We start from the raw sequence: 17,860 nt of genomic DNA, 5'->3' as shown, positions 1-17,860 counted from the left end.
AATGATAATGTGGTTTATTTATACAGTTTTTAATAAAAATCAAAAAAATTATACATATTTTCACAAAACTGACATATAATGCCCCTCCAGAGGAAAGATGCTTATACCTAAGCGTCTTTTTTTATGCCTGAAATTTACGGGTAAAAATACACACACACGGTATCCTTTGGAGTTTTAATTGAAATTACGTCATCTCTCACAGTTAACTGTAGCTATTGTTGCTGCATTATCTACTTCAGCCTTTGCTGAGCAAGAAAAAACCTCTGCTAAACAAGATGCTTTCGAAAAAATCGAAGTAACAGCGCGTAAGCGTACAGAAAGCATTTTTGAGTCGCCAACAGCGGTGACATCAATCGGTGAAAACTTGATTGATAAAGCAAACATGAGCAACCTAGAAGACATCGGTAAATACGTACCTAACCTAAACATCACCCGTTATGGTGTAGGTAATGCGGCTCATGCATCAGTGTTTATTCGTGGTATTGGTTTACAAGACCATGTGATCACAACTGATCCGGGTGTAGGTGTTTACTTAGACGGTGTATACCTTGGTCGTCAAATGGGCTCAAACTTATCATTACCAAATGTTGAGCGTGTAGAGGTGTTACGTGGTCCACAAGGTACCTTGTATGGTCGTAACACGTTAGGTGGTGCAGTAAATATTATTACTAAGCAACCTGGTGACGAAGGCATTGTAACGACAACGGCAAAAGTAGGTAGCCGTGGTCGTTTAGCTGGTGACGTTTACTTTAATAACAGCCTTACCGACACTGTAAGCATGTCTGCAAGCGTGTCTTATAAGCAACGCGATGGTGTAGGTGAAGCGATTAACCTTGCTAATCCAGAAAAAGAAATTGGTGAAGAGCAAGAGTTAAGCGGTCGTATGGCGCTTAAATGGCAAGCAAGTAGCGATTTATCTTTTGTGTTTTCAATTGATGGTGTTGATAACGAATCAGGCCAATCACCCTACACAATTGAACTAACAACGCCACTTGACCCAAATGACCCATTCAATGGTGATTTCCCATTACTTACAGAAGACATGTTACCAAGCGATCCTGATGATTTAGCATCAACAGTAGAGGGTATTGAATCGACGGCTTACTCAGGCTGGGGCACGTCTTTAACCGCTGATTGGGATATTAATAACACCTATACAGCTAAGTTCATCACAAGCTACCGTAGCTCAGAATACGAAGGGGGTCTTGATGATGACGCTGTTGCCCTTAACTTATCTGAATTCCCAGAAGAAGGTGGTGCAGATCAATATTCATTCGAAATCCAGTTAAATGGTAGCTTCGATAACATGGACTTTGTGTCTGGCTTATACTTCTTTAATGAAGATGGCTTCACAAGTTCAGGTCCGTTTGTATTTAGCCCATTCAACACACCAGATGGCCTTTTGAATGACGGTACTACTGCGTCATTTGGTGATTACGGTTACTTTGATATCAACCAAGAGACTAACTCATACGCAGCTTATATCAATGCAAGCTATGACCTAAGCGACGATTTAACAGTGGGCGGTGGTCTGCGTTATTCGAAAGATAAAAAAGAAGCCGATGCCTTATTCCCAACGTTTGCAACACGCAAATACGTAAGTGCTGATTTTGATGCAGTAACATGGGATTTAAATGCGTCGTACCAGCTAAGCAATAACATGAACGTGTATGGCCAAATCCAAAAAGGTTATCAAACAGGTGGTTTCCCACCGCGTCCATTTGGTGGTCCTGATCAATTTGTTTCTTTCGATGAAACAAAAGCTATTAACTATGAGCTAGGCCTTAAAGGTCAGGTACATGAAGATGTATCTATGATGCTTGCGGTGTTTGTTACTGACTACACAGACCTTGCATTACCATTCTCAGATCCAACTGCAGGTGGTGGTTTCGTTACTATCGTAGAAAATGCGGGTGAGTCTAAAGCACAAGGTATCGAGCTTGAGACAACGATTGCGTTTACAGATGACTTTACGCTACGTAGCGCAATTGGTTATTTAGATTCAGAAATCACAGAAGTAGATGACGGTGTATTAGGTATTGGTAAAGGTGATTCGCCAGCACTTACACCACGTTGGACGGTGATGGTCGCACCTTCTTATTTCATTGATTTAAGTAACGGTGGCACAGTGGCAGTAAACGCTAACTACTCATACCGCAGCGATATGCAAGGTCAATCAGTTTACAACCAAAGTGAACACATTGACTCTCGTGAATTAGTGGGTTTCAACATCTCTTATTTAAACCCGAACGGTGACTTTGAAGTGACTCTTTACGGTGAGAACGTGTTAAACGAAGTATACGATGTTGGTCGTTTACAACAATCTGGTTTTGTTGGCGTAATGCGCAGTAATGACCGCAGTGAATTTGGCTTAAAATTCAAAAAAGAATTTGAGCTTTAATTACTAACAAAAAAGGGCAAGTAAATACTTGCCCTTTCTTTTTAATTATTTTTCTCTTGCTCGCGTTTTTCGCGCGCTTCTCTTAATTCTTCAGCCAGTTCTTTTGCTTTTTGCTTGGTTTTTTCAGACAGCTCACCAGCCGCTTCTTTACTCTCAATCCATGCATCTAAGGCAATTTCTTTACCGTCGTCATACATGCTCAAGCCCATTTTCTTACTCTCTTCGAGTAACTCTTGCAGTGAGTCGTCGTTAAACTCATTGGTGGCGTCTTTTACGTCGCTCCAAGCATCATTTAGGGCTTGCTTTACTTCCTCTTTTGCTTCGCTGGCATCTTTCTTGGCTTGCTCTGCATCATCACAACCCGTTAAGGCAATACAGCCTAATAAAACTAAGCTTGCTAATTTGTTCATATTTTTCTCTAATGGTTAATCAACTATTAAGCAGTATAAGCAATAAAAAATGAATATAGCTAGAACAGCACGATTAAGTTTTCGGTTAATGGATGAAAATGATGCCGAGCTACTTTATGAGCTCGATAACGACCCTGAGGTAATGAAACATCTTACTCGCGGCAAAGTATCCACTATGCAGACCATTAAAGAGGTGTTTATTCCACGCTTGAATGCGTATCGAAATGAGCAAAAAGGCTGGGGGCTTTGGCAAGTAAATATCATAGAGAGCAATACTTTTATAGGCTGGGTATTAGTCAGGCCTATGGGCTTTTTTGAACAGCCTGATTTTAGTGATTTAGAAATTGGCTGGCGCTTTAAACAAATGAGTTGGGGTAGAGGTTATGCGTCAGAGGCCGCACTTGCCATTGCCAAAGCAGTTAGCGAGCCAGAGGAAGTAAAGTCGCTCAGTGCCACAGCACTTAAAGATAACCTAGGCTCAATAAAGGTGATGGAAAAGCTGGGGCTTAAGTTTGTAAAAAACTACAACCATAAAGATGAGCATGGTGAATTACCTGCAGTACTTTATTCATGCCCTAAAGAGCAGCTTAGCTAAGTTAATCGTAACTAATTGACCTTAAGAGTTACACATGTCTAAATGGTTAAAATAACATCAAGAAAAAGGAAGTACCATGGCAAATTTAGTCAAATACGCGGCACATCTGTTGATCGTAACCGCGATATTCTTTCATCCGGCAAGCTTTGCAAAACAAGCGGCCGTCGCTATGCCAGATAGTTACAGCAGTGATACGGCACGGGCTATTTTAGAGCAAGGCGGTAACGCCGTTGATGCGGCAATTGCAGCACAGTTTGTATTAGCGGTTACTTTACCAGAAGCCGGAAACATCGGTGGTGGTGGCTTTATGCTGATCCAAAAAGATGGCAAAGGTGATTTTATAGATTACCGCGAAACGGCGCCAACAGCAGCTCATCGCGATATGTACCTTGATAATAAAGGCGATGTTATTGATAACATGTCAGTGTACGGTATTCACGCAAGTGGTGTACCGGGCAGTGTTGCAGGTATGTGGCTTGCACATCAAAAGCACGGCAGTTTAGAGTGGAAAACTCTGCTAGAGCCTGCGGTTAAATTAGCCGAACAGGGCTTTATTGTGCATCCTAAGCTAGCTGCGAGTATCGAGCGTTACATTGCGCGAATGGCCAAAAAGTCGGTAAACATTAACTTTGCCGATTACTTTGCTGATGCCAAAGCAAATAAGGTATTTAAACAGCCGGAACTTGCCGCCACACTGAAACGTATTCGCGATCAAGGTAAAGCAGGTTTCTACGAAGGTGAGACAGCGAAGATCATTGCGACGTTCATGAAGCAACATGGCGGCATTATTACTGAGCAAGACTTAAAAGCTTATCAAGCTAAATCGCGTACACCGATTAAAGGTAATTGGCGCGGTTACGAAGTGCTCACATCACCACCGCCAAGTTCAGGTGGTATTGCTATTTTGCAGTGGCTAAAAATGTACGACTTGGCAAAGCCAAAAGGAAAGCTTGAGCACAACTCAACCACCTATGTTCATATTTTGGCTGAAGTAGGTAAACGCGTATTTGCCGACAGAGCTGAATATTTAGGTGACCCAGACTTTTATGAGGTGCCAAAAACTGCTCTACTTGCAGATGATTATCTTAGCAATCGTGCAAGTACAATTCGCCCAGATGCCATTTCGACAACTGAGAACATCAAACCAGGTTTACACGAAAGTGAGCAAACAACGCATTTTTCTATTCTAGATAAGTGGGGTAATGCCGTTGCAAATACCACGACCATCAACTTAAGTTTTGGTAGCGGCGTGGTTGTATCTGGCGCAGGGTTCATTTTGAATGATGAAATGGATGACTTTAGTGCCAAGCCCGGTGTGATGAATGTATTTGGTGCTATTGGTGGTAAAGCTAATGAAATCCAACCCCATAAACGCATGTTGAGCTCAATGACACCGACCATTCTACTTCAGGATAACAAAGTTAAAATGGTAACTGGCTCTCCGGGTGGTACCACGATTATTAGCTCTGTGTATGAGTCAATTTTAAATGCGGTTGAATTTGATATGACAGCAGAGCAAGTGGTAGACAGCCCACGCTTTCATCACCAGTTATGGCCTAAAAATGTGATTAGATACCACACTGGTCTTGAACCAAAGGTTGTTAAAGCGCTTGAGAAAATGGGTTATACACTCGATGAACGCCATTTTGGTGATATGCATGTGATCATCAATAAAGACGGTAAATTAGATGCGGCATCTGAAGCATCTGGCCGTGGTAAGGCGATGGTATTTTAATTAAATCTTAAATCAGACACAAAAAAAGCACCCTCGGGTGCTTTTTTTGATGAGCTGTTTAACCAATCGCTGGAATAAGCCCCGCCATTTGTAAACCTTGAGCACTAATAATAAGCACACCAAACAGGGCGGCCAGTGCTAAGCCAATATTACCGCCTTTAACTTGATAACCCGCATCAGGTTTGCTGCTTCGTTGCTTATAGACCATAGCAACCGGTAAAAACACCGCTAAAATAACCAGCGCAATGGCGGCGTAGCCAAGTGCCATAATAAACCCTTTTGGATAGAATAGCGCAAAGCCTAGCGGTGGAATAAAGGTGATCAAGGCTGTTTTGATGCGATCTTTACTACCATCACCTTTTTTAAATGCATCAGCAAAAAAGTCGAACAAACCTAAACTCACCCCCAAGAAAGACGTGGCTAATGCTAAATCAGCAAAGATGTTCACAGCCGTGGCAACGTGTGGGCTGTGAGCAATGCTAGCAACACTGCTTACAAAACCGGGTAACCCTTGGCTTTGTAGTAAGTCACTTTGACTCATCATACCTTGGCTAAGTAATTGCCAAAAAATGTAAATGACTAAAGGCAATGCGGCACCTGCCACCATTACTTTACGAAGTGTTTTGATATCTAAACCCACGTATTTCACAATCGATGGAATAGAGCCATGAAAGCCAAACGAGGTAAACACCACCGGGATTGCAGATAAAATCAGACCTTGTTCAATAGGCATTTCAAGTAAGTGTTGGCCATGAACATAAGGTGTCAGCATATAAAATAAGCTGGCTAGTACGCATACTTTAATAGTGAACAGTACGCGGTTAAGCTTATCGACTTTGCTGGTACCGAGTGTCACCACAGTACCAATCACAATAGCCAGAATAACTGAGCCAACTTGCGGCGCTAAAGAAAGCGATAAACCATTGTTGAGCTTTTCTTGTAATTGCGCACCACCACCTGCGATATACGCAGCGCATAATGCGTAAAACAAAAACATCACTGAAAAGTTAGCGACCCATTGCCCACGTTTACCTAACCATGACTTAGCTAACGTATTGAGGGTTGCATCTCTGTCGGCATATTGATGTAGCTCTAGCATCAGTAATGCTGTGTAGGTCATTAAAACCCATGTAAGTAAGATAAGTGATAACGCTGTTGTGAAACCAAGCCCAGCGGAGGCGATAGGCAATGCCAGCATCCCTGCACCTATGGTGGTGCCAGCAACAATTAACATGCTACCTATTGTTTTATTTTTAAGCACTTTTTGCCCCTTAAACTTCGTGAGAGGCAAGCAAGATATAACTTGTTTAACAAAACTTAAATAGTTTTGTTATAAATCAAAGAAATTAAATGTAACCTATGATTTACATGTGCAAACAGGCTGTTGAAATCAGCAAAAAACTTTTTGCCAAATAGCATGAGTATTCGTGTTGACAAAATCATCATTTAGGCGGATTCTTAAGCTTCTTCAACTTACTTTATTAAATACCATGATGCAGCTAAACCAACGACCAACAAACAATTGTATGCGCCTGACCTCATCAGTCGTATGGTCTGTTATTTGCTGCGGTTAATTAAGTAAGTTTTACTAACCGCGTTCTAAGCGGTTGGTTATTTCCCTTTTAAATTTTCTTCCGCTTTTTTCGCCTTTTTAAAGGAATAAGCTAGTGCCTGTTAAAGCCTCATATTTTTTAATGGTGGTGATTTGGTCAACAACACCTTTGGGTATTGTTTGGAGTAGTGAAACGGTAGCACCAACCCTAGCTGTGTTTTTACGCATGCTGGTGGGGCTGGTGTTGGCTTCGTTTGTTGTTGCTGTTGCCAATATCCGAGTGCCCTGGCATCGCCGTGCTTTATTCCTTTATGGCTATTCAAGCATAGGTATTTTTGGCGGCATGTTATTAAGCTACATGGCCGCTAAAACAGTGCCTTCTGGGTTAATATCATTGATGTTTGGTCTTGCGCCAATTTTGTCGGGCTTACTTGCGCAAAAGATCTTGAATGAACCTAAGTTTAGCGCCATTAAGCTTGGCGCACTTGGCTGTGCCTTAATTGGTTTATTTTTAGTAAGCCAGCGCCATATTCAGGGGGGAGTAGAGCAGCTTAGTGGCCTGCTATATGTATTTATGGCAGTGTGCTTTTTTAGTTTGAGCGGTGTGATGATCAAACGGGTAAGAATTGCTATTCATCCAATGGCCACCACATTTGGCGCGTTGGTTTTTGTAACCCCGCTGTTTTTTATTACTTGGTTGCTGGTAGATGGCCAACTTAATAGCCAGATGTGGAGTGCAAAATCACTGTACTCAATTGTTTACTTAGGCGTGTTTGGCTCATTAATTGGTGCGCTGGCATATTTTCATGTATTGCAGAAATTGAACGCGAGCACGGTCGCATTAACAACCTTGATCACACCAAGTTTTGCAATTGCTTTAGGTGGTTTGCTTAATGATGAGCCCATTGACCAAGCTCTGATTGTTGGCGCGACCATCATTATGATTAGCCTCGCGTTTTTTCAGTTTGGTGATAAGTGGCTAAAGCGCTTTAAGCGTGTGAAGTCGGTAGAAATGAGTTAAAGCTAGTAGCCGCTTCGGCGGCTACATTTTTGCAATTTGAATGACTAAACGACGGTTTTTGTTTCTGTCTAAAATGTTGTCATTGCTGGCAACATGGCGCTTTTCACCGTAACCATCGGTATCTACTTTGCTTTCATCAACCCCTAAGCTAACAATGTAATCTTTAATCGCTTTAGCACGTTTTTTTGATAATTCGAGGTTGTTCCAGCGACCACCGTAACTGTCGGTGTAAGAAGATATTGAAATAGATTCGATGTTGGTGTCGTACTTTAAGTATTCGCCAATTTTATCTAAGCGTTTTTGTGATGATTTAGTCAGTTTGCTGGTATTAGGCTCATAGTTCATCACTGTGAACGAAATATCTTCAAAGCTGTAAGGCAGCATTGCATCTCGGCACTGTAAAAACGCCCAATAGGCTTGCTTAAAGTTGACACTCGATAAACCAACGGCAATTTTATCGGCACTGTTTTGCCAGTCTTGGTAATAAAATGTCGGTTGGTAACCTTTTTCAAGTTCGGTGAGCATTTCCCAAGCGGTTTTGTTGCCAAGCTCGCCGTCAAACTTACGTAATAGCTTCATATTCGCTAAGTCGCGAGCGGGCATACCAGCACGCCAACTAGGTGGTACGGCTTTTAGACCAGCAATACTGTAGTTGTCTGGGCGTACAACCATATCAAGGTTAAAGTTTACGTCTTTATTTTTACTGGCAGTGGTACTGAAAATTGCTTCACCATAGTAAGGAACTTCATGATTTAATTGGCATTCTAAGCGAGATGTTTTAACCATTTGCCAGTTCGACATATCAGCATTAGCGGTATACTCACGCATGGCAGCATGCGCATTTATACTTGCAACTGAGGTTAATAGGCCTAGGCTTAAAGGAAGTAATGAAAGCTTCATCACGGTAATTCTCCAACAAATCATCAATGCCAAATAATTGGCAATTTTTGTGTTTAATTGCATTAGCACACTAAACACAGGGCTAGCTGATTAATATAAAGCAAGTAATGTGCCTAAAAACTCAGTAAGAATCTGCGATTTCACACTATTTACTCTAGCAGAGTAGCCGTGGTTTTTGACATAATAGCCAGCTTACACTGGCAAACCAAGAAGACTATGGAAAATACTGAACAAACTCTTTTCGCAAAACGCTTTCGTGGCTTTTTTCCTGTTGTGATTGATGTTGAAACCGCAGGTTTTAATAAAGAGACCGATGCGTTATTAGAAATTGCTGCATCTGTCCTTAAAATGGATGACGACGGCGTGTTAAGTATTGATCATACAGTGCATTTTCATGTTGAGCCATTTGAAGGCGCGAATATCGAACAAGCGGCCATTGAGTTTAATGGTATTGATCCTTTTTCTGCGCTGCGTGGTGCAGTGCCTGAGGAAGAAGCGATTAAAGAAATCTGTAAAGTCGTGCGCAAGGCACAAAAAGCAGCAGGTTGTCAGCGTGCAGTGGTTGTAGCACATAACGCCGCGTTTGATCACGGCTTTTTAAATGCCGCCATTGAGCGTTGTAAAATTAAACGCACGCCATTTCATCCATTTGTTAGCTTTGATACCACATCACTAGCGGGTCTTGCACTAGGACAAACAGTGCTAGCGAAAGCATGTAGAACAGCCGGTATTGAGTTTGACAATAAGCAGGCTCACTCAGCATTATATGATACCGAGCGTACTGCAGAATTGTTCTGTTTAATCGTTAATCGCTGGCAACAACTTGGCGGTTGGCCATTGCCTGAAACTGAAGCAAGTGAAGAAGAGCAAGACTCAGCCACTAAAACGACTGAGTGATCTTACCTTCAAAAAAACGCACCATGTTAGGAGGGTAAATACGTGAAAACTGTTTACTCTCTTGCGCTATCTTAAGCTCCACCCCTGGATGCATTAATTCATTCACTTTTAAGCGGCTTGTTGCTAATAAGCGCGCAATCTTAATTTTCACTAAGTGTTTCTTTTTCTTCGTGCTGGCTGTTTTAATTTTGATCTGCTGCTCACTGGCAGTGATCTTTTTAATATAATGCGCACGTTGAGCTGGGTCGGGTATTTTATTAGCCTTTTTGCGTGCTTGCTGTAAGGCAGCTGCTTTTGTCGCTAATAACTTTTCAAAGTCATTAATTTGTTGCTGCTTTTGGCGTAAATCATGCCAGTACTGAGCAATGAAAACCCGTGTTTTAGTGCCTGATGGCGCACCAAGCTCGCCGGTTTCTATTCGCATCGCATCTAAAATATTGCCACCAATAATTTTGCCTCGCGGATTATTGGCTTTGCCGACTCGAATAAGGCGGCGAGCGCTTAAATCACAATGTAAAGCTTGGCGTTCAATGAATAAATCTTGCTCTGTTTTTATATGGCAGTACTGAGCATAACCCACTGAGATAGTGCGCGAAGCCGTGATGTTACAGGTAAAGTTTTCGACGTTTTCACGTTTTCTGCCAACAGCCCCAAGCATGACGGTGACTTCACTTTTACTTTCAATTGTGGCTGATTCAACAAAGCCTAATACAGTGATATCACCCGTGGCTTTGACGCGCATACCATCTTTTACATCACCACTAATAATAACACTGCCATCAAATTCGACATGGCCCGTACTTACATCAACATGATGAAAGCACAATACGTCGTCTACGCGCATACCGCGGGGTAGGGCAACAGGCACGCCCTTCGCATCGGCAATCAACATATCACTATTGTTTGGATCGATGCGCGTTCCTTCGAATGGCTCAAGGGGTAAGTCTTTACCAGGTTTTGCAGGCATCACATCCCCAAACACTGTAAAGCCATCTTCACCGGGGGTTGCAGGGACTCGTTGCATTAATGGCGTGCCAGGTTTAACGGTAATAATGGCACCTAAATTACGCATGTCGACTTTACCGCCAGAGGTCGCTTGCGGGCTAAGAACGCGGTCTTGTGCTGTTGAGCATAAGCGCACGAATTTAGCATCGGTGCCTTCTTTAGGCATTCGGCCATGGGCAACAATCGCGGTGTAATGGGCGCCAGGTGGTTGCTTAAATTGTTGGCCTAAGAAGGTATCGAGAGCACGTAAACTAATGCCTTTAATCACGCCCGCCTCTGCAAGTACCTCTTGCGCCATATCCATGCTGACAATTTTACCGCCACGGGCTGTTGTTAGGCTTGCTTCAACCACCATGTTTTTAGCATCAACTTTCACTTCAAGGTGAGCGTCAACGGCTTTAGCAACCACTAACGATTGGTTTTGATATTGGCTGCTAGGTATAAACAACTTGCCTATATTGGCATCAATATATTCGTAATTTGCGTAAGGCGACTGCTCAAGTAATTCAATTAATTGAGAACTCGTAGTAGGAAAACCCGCATCTCGAGGATGCTCACACAAAGAGACATAGCCACTTTGTTCATCGAATGAAAACATCGACATCTGAAAAGCCCTGTAAAAAACTGCCTGTTGTTATAGTTATGTGTTGTTACAGGTTATTTTGAAGAAGGGTAACAACGTTTCCTATTTCAGCACAACTTTTGTACTATGTTAAGAATTTGTATGATTAAAATGTGAAAATATGTATAAAAACTGATTTTTCCTGCCTGAAAATTCAGCATTCAAAGGCACTTAGCAAAAATTTCCTGATTAATGCCTTGAGTCTGAATAGGCTACTCAGTTATACTGCATGAACACTCTGAATGAGATACCAAATTCAGGGGCTGATTAGGATTCGACGGAATTCAAGACGCCCGAGGTGCATGTCGAGGTGCGGTTGGCCTCGTAAAAAAGCCGCAATTTAAAGTAATCGCAAACGACGATAACTACGCTCTAGCGGCATAATAGCCCGCTAGCACTTCTCCGGTGTATGTCTGTGGACCCGGTTCTGAAGTGTCACCCTACACGGACTCGCTACGGAAACCCTGGCCGGGGTTGAAGGGCTAAAACTAAGCGGCCTCGCCTTTGCAGATCGTGTTCGTCCGAGCTGTATAAGGTTAACTAAAAGACGATACTAAGCATGTAGTACCAAAGGTCGAGGCTTTTCGGACGGGGGTTCAAATCCCCCCAGCTCCACCAAATATGAAAAAGGCTGCTCTCAGAGCGGCCTTTTTTATTGTCTAAAATATAGAAATAGTAGATAGCATTATTTATGATTTCTTATCGATGGCATCACAGGGCTGATACCATGTTAACCTTACAGATGCTAAGGCTGAAATAATTTTATTAACAAAACTTTGACCTCCGCCTATTGGGTTATAGATGCCGATTACTCTGGGTGTTATTCTAATATTCTCGTCATGGAGCAAAGCTTTTATCGAGCCGAGTGATAAAATCGAATTTTGAATAGTTGTTTGATTTAACTCGCTTGGTAAAGGTAAATTAGCAGAGACTAGCTCACCTGTAGCTCCCAGTGTTTGAACAACTAAAGTACCTGTTAAGTTTCCAGCTTTTGCTTCAGCTGCGATTGCAGGTAAACCAGACAAATTCACATTTCCATTTAAGACATTAATAGTCGCAGTGAGCCTTAACCCAACTCCTACATATACTGGCAAATTCACGAGTTCATAGTCCTGAATATCGTAGTTTGATAAATCAAAAGCTGATTTTAGCTCTTTGTTTTCTTTTGCCTTTGAAAATAAGCCATCATTCGGATTAACTATAACTTTATAATTAGAGATTACATTATCTGGAACGTGTTCAAATAATTTTATGGGTTGGCCTTTTTCGTAAGTTTGGCTAGTATTATCGGCTCCCCACCATTTTACATCTGGTATTTGGCCGGATATTTCTCTTTTAACTAAAAAGCTACCCTTTGTGGTGTCTGTATTTGCATAGTCAATAATAACTTGATAAGAGCGACCTTCATAACCAATTGTTGATGGGCCAAAGTTAAGTGTCCCATCAGATGTAAATTCAGCAACTGCTAAACGAACTGTTTGATCAGGAAATGAATCTTTTAAATTGCGCAAAACAATTTCTTTATTTTTAAATCTAAGTTCGTTATCTGCTGGGGAACAACTAGCCCCCTCTAGAGTCTGTACAGGTAAGGGATCAAATGGTATGTAACTATATGATGTTTGTTTCTCAGCTAATGTATCAGGAATTTTAGTATGTGAGGTACATCCAGCTAGAACTGAGATAGATAAAATAAATGTAATAAACTTCATGAGCATTCTCCTTTGCCTAATAAAAAAGTGCACGCTTTTATCTTAAATATAATGAATTTTATTTATATTATTTTAAATTTTACTTCGAATTTAAAATAATATATTAGGTCTTTTTTTAGGATGTGCAAATTTAAATTTTTACTAGATTTTTTCTGCTTGGTAATTTTTAAAGTGTTATTATTATCGATGTGAAATTAAATATAAAGTAACCTCTAAGCACAGATGCTTAGAGGTTTTTTCTAAACAACCAACTGAACGGCATCAATAATCGGTTTGTTTTCTATATCAATGGTGTCGATGATGTGTTTGTGTAGGCGCTTTTTGTGCTCTGCGAAAATCGCGCGTTTTTTATCGAACTGGCTGGCAAATTCGAGGGCGGTATTTAATAAGGCTTCGCTGTTTGGGCAGGCTTGTTCAATTACATGATCCGTGGCAAGTTCGCCTGCGGTAACGCGGCGGCCTGTTAGCATCATCTCGTTAAAACGATAGTCTGGAATAGCTTTTTTAATGAAGGCGAGCATGCCCGGTAAAAACGGGATTGATAAATCCACTTCGGGGAAGCAGAAGAAACCACGGTCGCTTTGCATAAACCTAAAATCGCAAGCGCACGATAAAATGGCGCCATTACCAAAAGCGTGGCCATTTATCGCTGCGATTACTGGCATAGGGAACAGTAATAAGCGTTTAAATACCGCATCCATTGAGTGCATAAAGCCACTTACTTCAGCAAATTCTTGTGCTTTTAATGCGGGCATAAGCCAATCGGTATCTATGCCCAAACTCCATGATTTCTCGCTGCTTGAAGTGATCACGAGTGCTTTGTGTTCAGGATTACGTTCGATTTCGTCAAGGCAAGTTAAAAAAGCCTCTGCAAAAGCAGGGTTATGGCGATTTTCAGCTGTTGTCATAGTTAAGATAGCAACAGATCCTTGTGTACTTAAATTCATCAGTGTCATGCTGTGCCTTCAATTTTATTGTGTTGTGGGCATAGTTATAACCCATAGGTTTAACAAAATAAACAACAAGTCTGACCAGTTGTGATTTTAGGGGCACTTCTCTTTTAGTTGATATGGTCTTTTAGTCGAAACTATTTTCCAATATATCGCTAATAGTGCTGAGTCATGTTAGCGTTAGCTCAAACACACTATTTAAAGCGTAACAATGGATTTGATCAGTTGGCAGTTTTTGGGTGGAGATTTATTAAGTCCGATCAGCACAATCATGCTCATTGTGGTTGCGGGCTTTACTTCAATGATTTCAGCAGCTTTTGGTGCGGGCGGCGGCTTAATGCTGCTAGTGATCATGGCATCCATGCTTCCTATGAGTGTGGTTATTCCTGTCCATGGGTTAGTGCAATTAGGCTCTAATGCAAACCGCTTTTTGTTCACGTTTAAACATATTGATGGTGCTATGTTTGTGTACTTTTCTTTAGGGGGAGTCTTAGGTGCGCTGGTTGCCTCAACGATTGTCACATCAATTCCCCTTGAATTAATGAAAATAGTGGTCGCTGCATTTGTGCTTTATTTACTGTGGGGTGTGACGCCAAAGCTCAGAGAGACTTCAAAGTTATGGCGCGTTCTCGCAGGGCTTTGGACCACGTTTATCTCGATGTTTGTTGGGGCAAGTGGGCCTTTGGTTGGCAGCTGCTTATATGTCAATAATTATAATAAGCTTAAATTTACCGCTACTTTTTCAAGCTGCATGACAGTACAACATACCTTAAAAGCGATTTTATATGGGACTGTGGGTTTTGCATTTTGGCAGTGGTTGCCGCTGGTTATGCTCATGATAATGAGCGGTGCTTTAGGTACTTGGCTTGGCCTTAAGTTATTGCACCGCATTTCGTCAGATAAATTTAAAAAGATTTTTCGTTTAGTGTTAACGGTGCTTTCCCTGCAACTTGCGTGGCAGGGAATTATGGCTTTTAGTATTTGAACAAACCCAGTTTAGCAACAATGCCACGTTCTAGTTCATTGAGCTGGCCTATGGTGTTATCGAGGTGCTGAGCTTCTTGCGATAGGCTCTTAGCGCCTTGGTTAATAAGCTGCATGGTATTTAAGATATCAGCGGTCACACTGGTTTGCTCTTCAGAACTTGCTGCTACACTTTCGTTCATTTGATTAATGGTATTGATTTGTTTAGCAATATCTTTAAACACCGCTTGGCTTTTTTGATTTGCTTGGCTCACTTTATCGCTGAGTGACTTACTTTGCTCCGTTGCGGTTACACAATCAGAAGTATTGTTGTGTAGCGATACAATAATCGACTCAATTTCAGACGTTGAATCATAGGTTTTACTAGCAAGCGCTCTTACTTCATCGGCCACCACAGCAAAGCCACGGCCTGATTCACCAGCACGAGCCGCTTCAATAGCAGCATTTAGAGCCAGTAAATTGGTTTGCTCGGCAATACTTTTTATAACATCGAGCACTTGGCTAATTTCATTACTGCTGGCGTTTAGTTGTTTAACTACGTTTGATGTATGGTCGAGTTGTGCAGCTAATTCGTCAACCATGTTGCCATTGGCATTCATATTTTGTTCGCCTTGTTGGCATAAGCGATGTACGTCGGTTGTTTGCTGTGCAGTTTGATTAGCCCCTTGTGCAATCTCTTTGGTTGCTTCACTTAACTGACTAAGCGCATTGGTTGCTGAATCAGTGCGATTATATTCAAGCTCGGCTTCGTTTTTAGAGCGCACAGATGCTTCGTTTACTGTGCTGGCTATCATTTCAAGCTCACTGGCTGTAATGCCTAGCTCTGTAATTATTTCTTGCACTTGCGCTATGAATCGATTGAAACCATCGACCAAATAGCCTATTTCATCATTAGATTGATAGCTAATACGTTTTGTAAGGTCGCCTTCACCTTTGACAATTTCATCAACAAGGCTATTTACGCTATCGATTGGTTTTATCACTAATAGCCGCACGATATAAATAATCACCGCCCCCAAGGTGATAAAAGAGACCAGCAAGGTAATAAACATGGTACGTGTCGACTCAGCAATGGTGCTATGCAGTGCTTTTTGTGAGTAACCAATTTTTATGTGACCAATTAAATTATCTAAATAGTGCAAATCAATAGTTTTGCTAACCGATGCGCTATTGCCTTGTTTAGTGATAGAAGCAAGTGGCTTATTGCGATGATCTGTCACTGAAATGCTATGTACATGTTTGTTTTGCGAAAAGGCTTTAATAATCTGATTGATTAACGGTTCATCATAAGAGAATACTGGCTCGGCTAAAATAACCTGCATTTGCTCATTGAGAGCCGTGATGTCGTCTTGCCATTTTTTTGTTTGACTCGACTTTGCGAGCAGATAGTTTGCACTGATCACGAAGATCACGCTCAGTAAAAGGCACAAAGACAGTGCCAAGGTCATTTTATATTTTAATGATTTCATTGTGCGCTCATTGAAATGGGTTAAACCACAAAGGGCTATTTTTATTAGGTGTGTTCGACGATAACGTTGGGTTATCTAGCTCAATAACGCGACGCGAGCTTAAGTTGGCTTTTGATAAAACCGTTTGTACTTGGCTGTCTGCCAAAAACATGGCGTTAAATGTACCATCAGCAATCATCTCGTTTAGCGCATCATTTAGCTGTTTATGAAGTGTGTGGTTGTTTTTGTTGACGAAAAAGTAAAGTGGTGCGGTGTACTTAATCACCAAATGCGGCTCTACAGTGAGGTTAAGCTCTGAGTGATTGGCAATTTCATCCCAAGGTTCATTCACCCCTCGCGGGAAGTAATCGAAGCGTTCGCCTTCAAGCATTGGGAACAAGTTAGGGTATTTTAATGTGGTAACAACGGGTAGTTGATTTGCTTTTAATATTTTCGTATCTGGCCAGGTTTTACCTTGCCCAGCGGTGAAACGTTTTAAATCTTGTAAGCTAGTTACCGAGCTAAACAGTTCGCGGTTTTGTGCTTTCACTATTGCTACTCGCATGCCAAGTAAGCCACGAAATAAGGGGATATAAACGGCTTGATAATCTTGCTCTAACTGAGTGGATGTCATGCTCCACATCACATCCAGCTGGTTGTTTTTTACATCGTTTAAGATACGTGCGTTAGAGATATCTTTATTGGTTTCGTAAGGGTGAACATACTCTAAGTCAGCCCGTTCAATGGCGCTGATCAATAATTTGTGGGGAAGGGAGGTATCGCCACTGTAACTTTGAACTTTTACCGGTGCGGCAAAACAAGCCGACGTAAAAGTAAAGCAAAAAAGAAAAGCAAAATGACGCATAAAGCACCTTTGTTATTATTATGTAAACAATAAACTAAAGTGCTTTACGCGCTTTCTCAATCTTATTTCTTATGCATACGTATTCATACCTAATCAATCGCTTAGTAGGTTGTCGATTGACTTATCACCATTAAACAATTCAAACACTTGCGGTTTTTTCGGTGTACGTTCAGCAAGGTATAGCAGGGTATCTGCTACATCTTCACGGTTGATCACCGCATCTCGGCGCGTTGCAGGGCGCGTGGTGGTAAATAGCCCCGTTGCTGCATCATTTAATAGCGTGCCAGGTCTGACAATGCTGTAATTTAATTCGCTATTGATTAAATGTTGGTCAGCCATATGTTTTGCAACTAAATATGGTTTTATAGTGCTTTCAATATTATCTGGGGCATCAGCACCAATAGAGCTGACCATAATAAAGTGCTTAACCTTGGCATCTACCGCATAATTAATCGCTTTGACTGCGGCCCATAAATCAATCAGTAAGGTTTTATCTGCACCCGTAGCGCCGCCAGAACCCGCGCTAAAAATCACTTGATCAACACCCTCGAAGGCACGACTAAAATCGTTTTCGAGGTCTTGCTCTACAATCGTTAAATTATTACTTTCAAGCGCACTCAGCTTGTTTTTGTTTCGAACTAAAGCTACTACATCATGACCGCTTGCCAGCATTTTTTCGGTGGTCATTTTACCTATTTGACCCGTTGCGCCAATGATTAAGGTCTTCATATCAAACTCCTTCTAATTGCTGTGTTACTAAAGACCT

At 41.5% G+C, this 17,860-nt stretch carries 15 protein-coding genes and 1 other RNA gene; 7 read left to right on the top strand and 9 right to left on the bottom strand.

The window, feature by feature from the left end; translation table 11 throughout:
- Nucleotides 1-178: 178 nt before the first annotated feature.
- A complete protein-coding gene (locus C2M33_RS12980) occupies nt 179-2,401 on the top strand; it encodes a TonB-dependent receptor (protein WP_105174611.1) in 2,223 nt (740 codons plus the stop codon).
- Between the two features lie 41 nt (nt 2,402-2,442).
- On the opposite strand, the gene C2M33_RS12975 is transcribed toward C2M33_RS12980, so the two are convergent.
- Nucleotides 2,443-2,811 carry a hypothetical protein gene (locus C2M33_RS12975; RefSeq protein ID WP_054551695.1) on the bottom strand — a complete coding sequence of 123 codons (369 nt, stop codon included), beginning with the start codon at nt 2,809-2,811 and terminating at the stop codon, nt 2,443-2,445.
- A gap of 49 nt (nt 2,812-2,860) precedes the next feature.
- Between C2M33_RS12975 and C2M33_RS12970 the strand changes: the two genes are divergently transcribed.
- Together C2M33_RS12970 and ggt are read left to right on the top strand one after the other, a co-directional pair.
- Nucleotides 2,861-3,406: a GNAT family N-acetyltransferase gene (locus C2M33_RS12970; RefSeq protein WP_105174610.1), complete on the top strand. Its 546-nt coding sequence runs from the start codon at nt 2,861-2,863 to the stop codon at nt 3,404-3,406.
- Nucleotides 3,407-3,482: 76 nt separating this feature from the next.
- Nucleotides 3,483-5,141: a gamma-glutamyltransferase gene (gene ggt / locus C2M33_RS12965; protein ID WP_105174609.1), complete on the top strand. Its 1,659-nt coding sequence runs from the start codon at nt 3,483-3,485 to the stop codon at nt 5,139-5,141.
- Between the two features lie 58 nt (nt 5,142-5,199).
- Here ggt and C2M33_RS12960 read toward each other — a convergent pair whose 3' ends face one another.
- Nucleotides 5,200-6,402 carry an aromatic amino acid transport family protein gene (locus C2M33_RS12960; protein ID WP_105174608.1) on the bottom strand — a complete coding sequence of 401 codons (1,203 nt, stop codon included), beginning with the start codon at nt 6,400-6,402 and terminating at the stop codon, nt 5,200-5,202.
- Nucleotides 6,403-6,808: 406 nt separating this feature from the next.
- Here C2M33_RS12960 and C2M33_RS12955 point away from each other — a divergent pair, with 406 nt between their 5' ends.
- Nucleotides 6,809-7,714, top strand: coding sequence for a DMT family transporter (locus C2M33_RS12955; protein WP_105174607.1), 906 nt, complete (start codon nt 6,809-6,811; stop codon nt 7,712-7,714).
- 21 nt (nt 7,715-7,735) lie between these two features.
- On the opposite strand, the gene C2M33_RS12950 is transcribed toward C2M33_RS12955, so the two are convergent.
- Nucleotides 7,736-8,614: a flagellar protein MotY gene (locus tag C2M33_RS12950; protein WP_054561850.1), complete on the bottom strand. Its 879-nt coding sequence runs from the start codon at nt 8,612-8,614 to the stop codon at nt 7,736-7,738.
- A gap of 216 nt (nt 8,615-8,830) precedes the next feature.
- On the opposite strand from C2M33_RS12950, the gene rnt reads away from it, so the two are divergent.
- On the top strand, nt 8,831-9,511 hold the full coding sequence (gene rnt / locus C2M33_RS12945) for a ribonuclease T (RefSeq protein WP_063700039.1): 681 nt from the start codon (nt 8,831-8,833) through the stop codon (nt 9,509-9,511).
- On the opposite strand, the gene C2M33_RS12940 is transcribed toward rnt, so the two are convergent.
- A complete protein-coding gene (locus C2M33_RS12940) occupies nt 9,495-11,120 on the bottom strand; it encodes a FapA family protein (RefSeq protein WP_063700037.1) in 1,626 nt (541 codons plus the stop codon). The genes rnt and C2M33_RS12940 overlap by 17 nt on opposite strands.
- A 277-nt stretch (nt 11,121-11,397) precedes the next feature.
- Here C2M33_RS12940 and ssrA point away from each other — a divergent pair.
- Nucleotides 11,398-11,756, top strand: a transfer-messenger RNA (tmRNA) gene (gene ssrA / locus C2M33_RS12935).
- 71 nt (nt 11,757-11,827) lie between these two features.
- Here the strand turns inward: ssrA and C2M33_RS12930 are convergent.
- Together C2M33_RS12930 and C2M33_RS12925 are read right to left on the bottom strand one after the other, a co-directional pair.
- The gene (locus C2M33_RS12930; protein ID WP_105174606.1) at nt 11,828-12,847 is read right to left on the bottom strand and encodes a hypothetical protein; all 1,020 of its coding nucleotides are present in this window, start codon (nt 12,845-12,847) and stop codon (nt 11,828-11,830) included.
- Between the two features lie 239 nt (nt 12,848-13,086).
- A complete protein-coding gene (locus C2M33_RS12925; protein WP_105174605.1) occupies nt 13,087-13,803 on the bottom strand; it encodes an enoyl-CoA hydratase/isomerase family protein in 717 nt (238 codons plus the stop codon).
- A 205-nt stretch (nt 13,804-14,008) separates the two neighbouring features.
- Here C2M33_RS12925 and C2M33_RS12920 point away from each other — a divergent pair, with 205 nt between their 5' ends.
- Entirely contained in the window at nt 14,009-14,782 is a 774-nt protein-coding gene (locus C2M33_RS12920; protein ID WP_105174604.1) for a sulfite exporter TauE/SafE family protein, read from the top strand.
- Here the strand turns inward: C2M33_RS12920 and C2M33_RS12915 are convergent.
- From C2M33_RS12915 to C2M33_RS12905, 3 genes are all read right to left on the bottom strand, one after another.
- Nucleotides 14,772-16,250, bottom strand: coding sequence for a methyl-accepting chemotaxis protein (locus C2M33_RS12915; RefSeq protein ID WP_105174603.1), 1,479 nt, complete (start codon nt 16,248-16,250; stop codon nt 14,772-14,774). The genes C2M33_RS12920 and C2M33_RS12915 overlap by 11 nt on opposite strands.
- A 7-nt stretch (nt 16,251-16,257) precedes the next feature.
- Nucleotides 16,258-17,094: a substrate-binding periplasmic protein gene (locus C2M33_RS12910; protein ID WP_063701965.1), complete on the bottom strand. Its 837-nt coding sequence runs from the start codon at nt 17,092-17,094 to the stop codon at nt 16,258-16,260.
- Nucleotides 17,095-17,187: 93 nt separating this feature from the next.
- Nucleotides 17,188-17,823 carry an SDR family oxidoreductase gene (locus C2M33_RS12905; protein WP_105174602.1) on the bottom strand — a complete coding sequence of 212 codons (636 nt, stop codon included), beginning with the start codon at nt 17,821-17,823 and terminating at the stop codon, nt 17,188-17,190.
- Nucleotides 17,824-17,860: the final 37 nt, after the last annotated feature.

The organism is Pseudoalteromonas sp. T1lg122, from assembly GCF_002964825.1.
Classification (GTDB): domain Bacteria; phylum Pseudomonadota; class Gammaproteobacteria; order Enterobacterales; family Alteromonadaceae; genus Pseudoalteromonas; species Pseudoalteromonas gelatinilytica.
This window is presented reverse-complemented; position numbering and strand designations above follow the sequence as displayed.